The sequence below is a fragment of the Ectopseudomonas oleovorans genome, assembly GCF_003052605.1.
Lineage (GTDB): Bacteria > Pseudomonadota > Gammaproteobacteria > Pseudomonadales > Pseudomonadaceae > Aquipseudomonas > Aquipseudomonas oleovorans_A.
This window is the reverse complement of sequence record NZ_QASO01000122.1, coordinates 1-10,438: the sequence shown is the minus strand read 5'-3', so window position 1 is coordinate 10,438 and position 10,438 is coordinate 1. Positions and strand designations below refer to the sequence as shown.

Genomic DNA, 10,438 nt, shown 5'->3' with positions numbered 1-10,438 from the left:
ACTGAAGCGGCGCATGGAAGAAATCGAGGCGAGCATCAGCCGTTATTTGGCTGCGCTCGATGCGGCTGATCGACAGATTCCTAGCGCCTCCGCGCCAGACACGGCCAGCCTGGAAGATAAAATCGCCAAGCTCAAAGCGCAGATGAAAGAGCTTCAGGGGATCGAAACTCAGCTCAACAATTCCCCTGACAAACAGGTTTCGCTGACCGACCCGGATGCCCGTTCGATGATGACGCGCGGCAGCGGTATCGTCGGCTACAACGTGCAGACGGCTGTCGATACGCAGCACCATTTAATAGTTGCTCACGAGGTCACCAACAGCGGTTCCGACCGTGACCAACTCAGTTCAATGGCGAAGCAGGCTCGTGAAGCCATCGGCGAAGAAACGCTGTCCGTGGTGGCTGACCGAGGCTACTTCAAGGGTGAAGAAATCCTTGCCTGTCACGACGCAAACATCATGGCCTACGTGCCTAAGCCAATGACTTCAAGCGCCAAGGCTGATGGCCGATTCAACAAAGATGCCTTCGTGTATGACCCGACGAAAAACGAATACACCTGTCCGGCGGGAGAGGCACTGATCTGGCGATTCTCCAGCGTTGAGAAAGGCATGAATATGCACTGCTACTGGAGTTCAAAGTGCCAGAGCTGCACGCTGAAAACCCAGTGCACGCCAAGCACAAATCGTCGAGTACGGCGCTGGGAACATGAAGCTGTGCTGGAGGAAATGCAACGCCGGCTGAACCAAGCACCGGAGATGATGCGGGTTCGAAAGCGGACTGTTGAGCATCCCTTCGGGACGCTCAAACAATGGATGGGGGCAATGCACTTCCTGACTCGAAAACTGAACGGGGTGAGTGCAGAAATGAGCTTGAATGTGCTCGCCTATAACTTGAAGCGGGTGATGAAAATCATCGGCACCGAAGGCTTGTTGAAGGCGATGACGGCGTAAAAGCCCCTTTTTTTGCTGCTCCAGGAGGTGCCGCAGCGCTTCATACGCGCTCTGAGGCGTTACCAGCGCTGATCGTGGTAAGTAATCGGGAAATCACCACGCCCAAGAGCAATGGGCTGAGGCACACACGATAAGAAAGTGTTTTTACACACTCTGGACCCAAAGCTGCCGCTCGCCCGGGCGAACAATCGGCCAAAAGCGGTCATCAGGTGCTCACGAATGCAGGGCTGATTGATTTTATGCAACTGGCCACTAAACTTGGGACTAGCCCACCATGAGGTAGAGATTCAAAACTGAGTGAAGCTAATTGCTTAACTGCCGTCGCGCTCCGATGTAGTGCACGCTGGAAACTCATTGATATATTACCTCACCGTAGTTAGCAACGAGCATCGCAGATTCATAGACAGTAATGTTGAGCTGCAGGCGCAGGTGTCGTGAAGACGCACGTACTCAATATCGATGCAATGTTGCTGCTACAAAAATGCAGTGGCAAGGCAGATCCAGTTGCGACCAAGCTGGTGCTGTTTGTAGCTCTTGCGCGAGTTTGCGTGCGCCAGGCAGTTTCGCTACATACCATGCCCTTTCGAGAGGCGCCGCCGACAGTCCTCAATTACGTTGAACACTCTATCCAGTTCGAGACGTGCCAGGCGGCAGGTAAGAACTCCGCTCCCTCATGTGTTCGGGCAATTTCCTGATGCCACAGACACTTTTAACAAATGCTCAGGTGGCGACTTGATCAGACAGAGCAGTGATTCGAGCACGGAACGTATTAGCGACTCTTTGTTCTCTGGCTGTTGCAGGCACTCATATAAAAGACCGCTGATAGCGCTCTGAAATAGCGCCTCGACCATTTCAAGATTTATGTCTGGAGAAATTTCGCCATTTCTAGAAGCGGACTCGAGGATGGCCGCAATTTGCCGCATGAACTGCTTGCGCAGCCGCGTTAAGCCGTCCCGAATGATTCCGCATTCGCCTGTAGGACCTTGAAGGAACATGATGCTCAAGAGCTTTCGAGCCGTGTCGTCGCCAACCGTATTCAGCAGAACGCGCGCCAGCCACGTCCATGCGTTGTCAAGGCAGGCATTGCGAGGCACCGGCTGTCGAAGCGGAATCGATAACTCGTCGAACAGCGCGTTCAAGATGGCGTGCTTGTCTTTGAAATGCCAATAGACCGCACCGCGTGTGACGCCCGCCATCTTGGCCACCGTCGCCAACGCGGCGTTATCGACCCCTTCATCCCAGAACACTTCATTGGCAGCCATGAGAATCTTGCGTCGGGTCAGCTCCGCTTCAGCGGCGGTTCGTCTGGCCATGCTTTCGCCTCTCAGGATGTATGCGTGGCGCGCCGACCGATCGCCCGCTCGACGCTCTGCTGGCAGCGACGCAGCGCCTGCTGAAATGGCTCACGTCGAGTCACTAGTCGCGCTGTCGGTCCGACGATTGCGATCGAGTACCGACCCAAATAGGTTTCCAGCGTGATCGCAAACGAGCTGAGTCCTTCAATCAGCTCGCCATGCTCTTCGGCAACGGCGCCCTCAGCGATCTGGCCGAGCTGCTCAAGCAGCGTAATCCGGTCAGGCGTGCATGGAGTTACGATCGGCAACGGGTCGGGCAGCAGCTGTTGCAGCCACTCATCGGCCAGGACCGCCAGCAGCGCCTTGCCGCTCGCAGTCGCGTAGGCCGGCGCCTTGATACCAATGGGAAACACGACACGTAGCTCACGCTCGGCCACGACGTGGTCGACCACGTAGGCTTTCGCGCCGACCAGCGTGCTGACGCAAACCGACTCGCCCAACTGCTCGCAGAGCTCGAGCATGTAGGGCTTGAGCAACGTGATGATGTCCGTCTGGGTCTGGCTGATCAGCTGCCCGAGTGCCGGCCCCAGGCGGAAGCCGCCACTGGGGCCAAGGGTCTCGACCAGGTACTCGGCCTCCAGCGCGGTGATGATGCGCTGCACCGTGGAGCGGGGCAGGTCGACGATCTGCGCGATAGCAGCCAGGCTCAGTCCCTGGGGGTTGTCGCCCAGGGCCCGCATGATCGCTCCTGCGCGGGCGATTACCTGAATACCGTTGTGCCGGCCGGCTTCAGCGGCCTGGTCTGTCTGTGTCATAGCATCCTCTTATGTACTACGCCCACTTGGGTTGCGGGGTTTTCCAGCAGCTTCGCAAGAGTGAACAGGCATTCTTCAACGTCGCGGACCGGAGTTGCCAGTTCCTTGTTCAGGCCTGTTACATATTCCGAGTTGTCTCTACTGAACTGTATAGTGATACACTGAATCGCTATATGGTACAGCCTTTGTGCATTTGAGGGGAGACAACAGGTGAATCACCGAAAAGCTAAATCGCGCGTATGGCATTCCATTCCGCTGGCGGCACTGCTGCTGGCCGGCTGCGTGGAGTCGGACAAGACGCAAACCGCGGCGCCGGTGCCCGAGGTCGGCGTCTACACCGTACAGGCGCAGCCGCTGACCCTGACCACCGACCTGCCGGGTCGCACCAGCGCCTACCGGGTCGCCGAGGTGCGCCCGCAGGTTTCCGGCATCCTCCAGCAGCGCCTGTTCACCGAGGGCTCGGAGGTGAAGAAAGGCCAGCAGCTGTACCAGATCGATCCGCGCACCTACGAGGCGCGCCTGGCCCGCGCCGAAGCCAACCTGACCACCGCCGAGAACCTGGCCCGCCGCTACGAGCGCCTGCTGAAGACCAATGCGGTCAGCCAGCAGCAGTACGACGACGCCCAGGCCGCCTGGAAGCAGGCGCAGGCGGAAGTGCAGGTGGCACGCATCGACGTGCAGTACACCAAGGTGCTGGCGCCGATCTCCGGGCGCATCGGCCGCTCGGCAGTGACCGAGGGGGCGCTGGTGACCAACGGCCAGGCCCAGCATCTGGCCACCGTGACCCAGCTCGATCCGATATACGTGGACGTCAACCAGCCGATCACCAAGCTGCTCGGCCTGCGCCGCGCGCTGGAATCCGGCCGCCTGCAGAAAACCGGCAGTGACCAGGCCGAGGTCAGCCTGACGCTCGATGACGGCAGCGCCTATCCGTTGCCCGGCACCCTGAAGTTCTCCGAGGTGAGCGTCGACCCGACCACCGGTTCGGTGACGTTGCGCGCCGAGTTTCCCAACCCGGACCGCAAGCTACTGCCGGGCATGTTCGTGCATGCGCTGCTCAAGGAAGGCACCCAGCAGGACGCCATCCTCGTGCCGCAGCAGGCGGTCAGTCGCGATGCCCGCGGCGTACCCAGCGTCTGGGTGGTCAAGCAGGACAACAGCGTCGAGAAGCGCGAAGTCGAGACCCTGCGCACCGTCGGTAATGCTTGGCTGATCGGCAAGGGCCTCGCCGACGGCGAACGTGTGATCACCGAAGGCACCCAGCACGCCCGCAGTGGCGTCACGGTAAAGCCAGTGGAGGCCAGCAACGTCCATCTGGTTACCGAGTTTGGCGAGCCCACTGCTGCCACAGCCCACTGAGGAGCTAGACGTTCATGTCCCGTTTTTTCATCGACCGGCCGATCTTCGCCTGGGTGCTGGCCATTGTCGCCATGCTCGCCGGCGCGTTGTCGCTGGTGAAAATGCCGATCAGCCAGTACCCGAACATCGCCGCCCCGGCGGTATCGATCCAGGTCAGCTACCCCGGCGCCTCGGCGCAGACCGTGCAGGACACCGTGGTGCAGGTCATCGAGCAGCAGCTCAGCGGCCTCGACGGCTTCCGCTACATGTCCGCGGAGAGCAATTCCGACGGCAGCATGACCATCATCGTGACCTTCGAGCAGGGCACCGACCCGGATATCGCCCAGGTCCAGGTGCAGAACAAGCTGCAGCTGGCCACGCCCAGGCTGCCTGAGGAAGTGCAGCGCCAAGGGCTGCGCGTGGTGAAGTACCAGCAGAACTTCTTCCTGGTCATCGGCCTGGCCGATACCACCGGCAAGATGAGCAACTTCGACCTCGGCAACGTGATCGCTTCGCAGTTGCAGGACCCGATTTCGCGCATCGACGGCGTGGGTGACTACATGTTGTTCGGCTCGCCCTATGCCATGCGCATCTGGCTCGATCCGGCCAAGCTCAACAGCTACCAGCTGACGCCCGGTGACGTGGCCAATGCCATCCGCGAACAGAACGTGCAGGTTTCCTCCGGCCAGCTCGGCGGTCTGCCGACGCTCAGCGGCGTGCAGCTCAACGCCACGGTGCTGGGCAAGACGCGCATGACCACGCCCGAGGAGTTCGAGGAAATCCTGGTCAAGGTCAAAACCGACGGCTCGCAGATCCGCGTCAAGGACGTTGCCCGGGTCGCGCTGGGCGCCGACAACTTCGCCATTTCCAGCAAGCACAACGGCAGACCGTCGGCGGCCCTGGCCCTGCGCCTGGCCAGCGGCGGCAACCTGCTGGAAACCGTGAAGGCGGTGAAAGCCGTGATGGAGAAGCAGAAGGCCTATCTGCCGGAAGGGGTCGAGGTGTTCTATCCCTACGACACCACCCCGGTGGTGGAAGCCTCGATCAGCTCGGTTATCAACACCATCGTCGAAGCGGTGGTGCTGGTCTTCCTGGTGATGTTCCTGTTCCTGCAGAGCTTCCGCGCCACCCTGATTCCGACCCTGGCGGTGCCCGTCGTGCTGCTTGGCGCCTTCGCCCTGCTTCCCTCCTTCGGCCTCAGCATCAACGTGCTGACCATGTACGCCATGGTGCTAGCCATCGGTTTGCTGGTGGATGACGCCATCGTGGTGGTTGAGAACGTCGAGCGCCTGATGCACGAAGAAGGGCTGACGCCGCTGGAAGCGACGCGCAAATCCATGGGGCAGATTCAGGGCGCGCTGGTCGGCATCGGCCTGGTGCTGTCGGCGGTGTTCGTGCCGATGGCCTTCTTCGGCGGTTCAGCGGGCATCATCTACAAGCAGTTCGCCGTGACGATCGTGCTCTGCATGAGTCTCTCGGTACTGGTCGCGCTGATTTTCACCCCGGCGCTGTGCGCCACCCTCCTGAAGAAGCCCAAGGGCGATGCCCATCACGAGAAAAAAGGCTTCTTCGGCTGGTTCAACCGCATCTTCGACCGCGGCACCAACCGCTTCGAGCGCGGCGTGGGCGGCATGCTCAAGCATCGCGGCCGCTACCTGCTGGCGTTCGTGCTGATCACCGCCGGCACTGGCTACCTGTTCACCCAGATTCCCAAGGCGTTCCTGCCCAACGAGGACCAGGGGCTGATGATGGTCGAGGTACGCATGCCGGTGAATTCCTCCGCCGAACGCACCGAAGCGGTACTGCAGGAAGTGAGCGACTACCTGCGCAATGAGGAAGGCCAGCTGATCCAGCACGTGCTGACCGTCAACGGCTTCAACTTCGCCGGTCGCGGGCAGAACTCCGGCCTCGGTCTGGTCATGCTCAAGGACTGGAGCGTGCGCGCCGCGGAAGGCCAGGACGTGTTCAGCCTGGCCCAGCGCGCCAACGCCCGCTTCGCCCAGATCAAGGACGCCACCGTCATGGCCTTCGTGCCGCCGGCGATCCTGGAAATGGGTAACGCGATGGGGTTCAACCTCTATCTGCAGGACAACGCCGGCGTCGGTCACGCCGCGCTGATGGAGGCGCGCAACCAGTTCCTGCAGCTGGCCAACCAGCACCCGAAGCTGCGCGCGGTGCGCCCCAACGGCAAGGACGACGAGCCGCAGTTCCAGGTCAACATCGACGATGAGAAGGCCCGCGCCCTGCAGGTCAGCATCGCCTCGATCAACCAGACCATGTCGGCGGCCTGGGGCTCGATGTACGTCAACGACTTCATCGACCGCGGTCGGGTCAAGCGCGTCTACATCCAGGGCGAAGACGCTTCGCGCATCTCGCCGGAAGACTTCGACAAGTGGTACGTGCGCAACGCCCTCGGCGAGATGGTGCCATTCTCGGCCTTCGCCACCGGCGAATGGACCTTCGGCTCGCCCAAGCTGGAGCGCTACGGCGGCATCTCCTCGGTGGAAATCCTCGGTGAGCCGGCGCCGGGCTACAGCACCGGCGACGCCATGATCGCCATCGCCGAAATCATGCGCGAGCTGCCGGCCGGCATCGGCCTGAGCTACACCGGCCTGTCCTACGAGGAAATCCAGACCGGCGACCAGGCGCCGATGCTCTATGCGCTGACCGTGCTGATTGTGTTCCTCTGTCTGGCCGCGCTCTACGAGAGCTGGTCGGTGCCGGCTTCGGTGATGCTGGTGGTGCCGCTGGGCATCCTCGGCGCGGTGCTCGCCACGCTGTTCCGTGACCTCACCGCCGACGTCTACTTCCAGATCGGCCTGATGACCACGGTCGGTCTGTCGGCGAAGAACGCCATCCTCATCGTCGAGTTCGCCAAGGACCTTTACGAGAAGGAAGGCATGCCGCTGGTCCAGGCGGCGGTGCACGCGGCACGTCTGCGCCTGCGTCCCATCGTCATGACCTCGCTGGCCTTCACCTTCGGCGTGCTGCCGATGGCCCTGGCCAGTGGTGCCGGCGCCGGCAGCCAGCATTCGGTGGCGACCGGGGTGGTCGGCGGGATGATTACCGCCACCGTGCTCGCGGTGTTCTTCGTGCCGCTGTTCTACGTGGTGGTGGTCAAGCTGTTCGAGGGCCGCAAGCAGCCGCGCGCCGTTGCCGAAGCCGAAGGAGAAACCGCATGAAGTTCAAGCCTTTGACCCTCGCGGTTGCCCTGGCACTGGGCGGCTGCAGTCTGATCCCGCAGTACCAGCGACCGCAGGCGCCGATCGAGGCCGACTGGCCGCAGGGCGCGGCCTACGATCAGGCGGAGCAGGGCGACACGCGCGCGGCCGATCTGCGCTGGCAGGAGTTCTTCCGCGACGCCGCGCTGCGCGAGCTGATCGGCGTGGCGCTGCAGAACAACCGCGACCTGCGTCAGGCCGCGCTGAACGTCGAGGCCTACCGCGCGCTGCACCGCATCCAGCGTGCCGAGCTGTTCCCCGGCGTCGATGCGGGCGGCAGTGGCAGTCGCCAGCGCCTGCCGGACGACCTCTCGCCGACCGGCGAGGCGGGTATCCAGAGCCGCTACGACGTAGCGCTGGGCGTATCCTACGAGCTGGACGCCTTCGGCCGCATCCGCAGCCTCAGCCGCGCGGCGCTGGAGCAGTACCTGGCCAGCGAAGAAGCCCAGCGCAGCGTGCACATCGCTCTGGTCGGCGACGTCGCCACCGCCTATTTCGCCTGGCGCACCGACCAGGCGCTGCTGGAGCTGAGCGAGGCCACGCTGGAAAGCTACCGGCAGAGCCTGTCGCTGATCGAAGCCAGTGCCGAAGCCGGCACTGCCTCGGAACTGGACGTGCGCCAGGCGCGCACGCTGGTCGATCAGGCGCGTACGCAGAAGGCGCTGTACACCCGGCTCATCGCCGAGGATGTCAACGCCTTGCGCCTGCTGCTGGGCGCGGCGATTCCGAACGATCTGCCGGCAGGCGGCAAGTTGCAGATGGATACGCTGGCCGATTTCCCCGCCGGGCTGCCGGCCGATCTGCTGCTGCGTCGCCCGGACATCCGCGCCGCGGAGCACCGCCTGCTGGCCGCCAACGCCAATATCGGCGCGGCACGCGCGGCGTTCTTCCCGAGCATCAGCCTGACCGGCAGCGCCGGCACCGCCAGCAGCGAACTGGACGGCCTGTTCGACGGCGGTTCCGGGGCCTGGAGTCTGGTCCCGCGGATCAACCTGCCGATCTTCACGGCCGGGCGGTTGAAGGCCAATCTCGACTATGCCGAGATCCAGAAGGACATCCACGTCGCGGCGTACGAGAAGGCCATCCAGACCGCCTTCCGCGAGGTCGCCGACGGCCTCGCCGCGCGCGGCACCTACGACGAACAGGTACAGGCGCAGAGCGATCTGGTCGACAATAACCGCGCCTACTACCAGCTGGCCCGCCAGCGTTACGACGAGGGCGTGGATACCTACCTCACCGTGCTCGACGCCCAGCGCGAGCTGTTCGCGTCGCAGCGCCAGCTGCTCAGCGACCATCTGTTGCAGCTGAACCGCGAAGTCCAGCTGTATCGCGCCCTGGGTGGCGGCTGGAAGACGGACACGGCCGAGCGTTCGGCCGCGGGGGCTGATGGCCCCGCAACACTCACCATGAACTGAAGTAAGGAGTTCGTTTTGATCAATCGCATGATTCTGGGCGGCGCGCTGGCGCTGGGCCTGGCCGCCGGCCCCGTAGCCGCCGCTGAAGTCTCGGGCGCTCTGGGCGTCACCGGGCAGGGCGACATGACCTTCCGCGCCAGCCTGGCGCAGGCATGGGACAAGAGCTGGTGGCAAAGCGAAACCGGCCAGCTGAGCGGCTACTGGGACGCGGCCTACACCTACTGGGAAGGTGGCGACGACTATTCCGGCGCGCACTCGCTGTCGTTCAGCCCGGTGTTCACCTATGAGTTCAGTGGCTGGCGCTACACCCCGTACGTCGAGGCCGGCATCGGCGTCGCGTTCTTCTCCAAGACCGACGTCGGCGAGCAGCAGCTGGGCTCCTCGTTCAACTTCGAGGATCGCCTCGGCGTCGGCCTGAAACTGCCGGGCGAGCAAAAGGTCGGCATACGCGCCATCCACTATTCCAATGCCGGCATCAAACAGCCGAACGACGGAATCGAATCCTACTCATTGTTCTACAACAAAGCCTTCTGATATCTGGGGCTTCTGCGCCGGACGGAGTCGCAACGTGGTAATCACCTTGCCGCAATTGTCCCTTATACCTAGTACGTTGTGTCGCAGCGATTTCGTCTGCGCGCTGCCCTCTGTGTTGTTCCCCCGCAATTACTGATCATTCGTGACCTGTCGCACCGCCGCAAACTGCTGGTGAGCTCGTCTACAACTTAGAGGCGGTAACCTGATGGACTACGGAATATCGTCCAGTCGCAATTGGCAGCACATCAATGAGATCCGAACTCAGAAAAATGCCTGCCGCATGGTGCCGGCGGTGGAAGGGCGCTATCCGGCCCAGAGTGTGTAAAAACGCCCCGGTAAACCTTTGCTATGATTTCGGAGAATCTCACCGCAAGGGGCGCCCATGAAACGGTTTATCCAAGGTGAACATCGAGGCCAAAGCACCTTACTTCCCGAAAGCCTCGACGATTACGTCAGCGATACCAATCCGGTTCGGGTGGTTGACGTTTTCGTCGATGAACTCGATTTGGCCAAGCTAGGTTTTGATGGCGTCATTCCAGCCGAAACCGGCAGACCTGCCTACCACCCGGCGATCCTGCTGAAGATCTACATCTACGGTTACCTAAACCGCATTCAATCGAGCCGACGTCTTGAGCGAGAAGCCCAGCGCAACGTCGAACTCATGTGGCTAACCGGGCGTTTGATGCCCGACTTCAAGACCATCGCCAACTTCCGAAAAGACAACAGCAAGGCCATTCGCGGCGCCTGCCGACAGTTCGTTTTGCTCTGCCAGCAGTTGGGGTTGTTTGGCGAAAACTTGGTTGCCATCGACGGCAGCAAATTCAAGGCAGTGAACAACCGTGACCGCAATTTCACTAGCGCCAAACTGAAG

The 10,438-nt window shown here is 62.0% G+C and carries 8 protein-coding genes; 6 read left to right on the top strand and 2 right to left on the bottom strand.

What is annotated here, in order from left to right:
* On the top strand, positions 1-949 hold a 949-nt coding region (locus tag DBO86_RS21185), incomplete at its 5' end, for an IS1182 family transposase (RefSeq protein ID WP_108234275.1).
* A 671-nt stretch (positions 950-1,620) separates the two neighbouring features.
* Here the strand turns inward: DBO86_RS21185 and DBO86_RS21180 are convergent.
* Positions 1,621-2,262, bottom strand: coding sequence for a TetR family transcriptional regulator (locus DBO86_RS21180; protein ID WP_003296465.1), 642 nt, complete (start codon positions 2,260-2,262; stop codon positions 1,621-1,623).
* A gap of 11 nt (positions 2,263-2,273) precedes the next feature.
* Entirely contained in the window at positions 2,274-3,059 is a 786-nt protein-coding gene (gene tbtR, locus DBO86_RS21175) for a tribuytltin resistance regulator TbtR (RefSeq protein WP_108234753.1), read from the bottom strand.
* Between the two features lie 210 nt (positions 3,060-3,269).
* Here tbtR and DBO86_RS21165 point away from each other — a divergent pair, with 210 nt between their 5' ends.
* The 5 genes from DBO86_RS21165 to DBO86_RS21145 all read left to right on the top strand — a co-directional run.
* Positions 3,270-4,418 (top strand): efflux RND transporter periplasmic adaptor subunit, encoded by a 1,149-nt coding sequence (locus DBO86_RS21165; protein ID WP_108234751.1) that lies wholly within the window; start codon positions 3,270-3,272, stop codon positions 4,416-4,418.
* A gap of 14 nt (positions 4,419-4,432) precedes the next feature.
* Complete coding sequence (tbtB, locus tag DBO86_RS21160; protein ID WP_108234750.1) at positions 4,433-7,579, top strand: multidrug efflux RND transporter permease subunit TbtB; 3,147 nt, start codon at positions 4,433-4,435, stop codon at positions 7,577-7,579.
* Entirely contained in the window at positions 7,576-9,033 is a 1,458-nt protein-coding gene (locus DBO86_RS21155) for an efflux transporter outer membrane subunit (protein ID WP_054093846.1), read from the top strand. Before tbtB ends, DBO86_RS21155 begins: the two co-directional genes overlap by 4 nt.
* 27 nt (positions 9,034-9,060) lie before the next feature.
* Positions 9,061-9,567: an acyloxyacyl hydrolase gene (locus DBO86_RS21150; RefSeq protein WP_104727248.1), complete on the top strand. Its 507-nt coding sequence runs from the start codon at positions 9,061-9,063 to the stop codon at positions 9,565-9,567.
* A 382-nt stretch (positions 9,568-9,949) separates the two neighbouring features.
* The coding region (locus tag DBO86_RS21145; RefSeq protein ID WP_146173194.1) for a transposase at positions 9,950-10,438 on the top strand (489 nt) is incomplete at its 3' end.

Coding starts and splice junctions, on each gene's coding strand:
- DBO86_RS21180 (WP_003296465.1), bottom strand. CDS start 2,262: ATGGCCAGACGAACCGCCGCTGAAGCGGAGCTGACCCGACGCAAGATT.
- tbtR (WP_108234753.1), bottom strand. CDS start 3,059: ATGACACAGACAGACCAGGCCGCTGAAGCCGGCCGGCACAACGGTATT.
- tbtB (WP_108234750.1), top strand. CDS start 4,433: ATGTCCCGTTTTTTCATCGACCGGCCGATCTTCGCCTGGGTGCTGGCC.
- DBO86_RS21155 (WP_054093846.1), top strand. CDS start 7,576: ATGAAGTTCAAGCCTTTGACCCTCGCGGTTGCCCTGGCACTGGGCGGC.
- DBO86_RS21150 (WP_104727248.1), top strand. CDS start 9,061: ATGATTCTGGGCGGCGCGCTGGCGCTGGGCCTGGCCGCCGGCCCCGTA.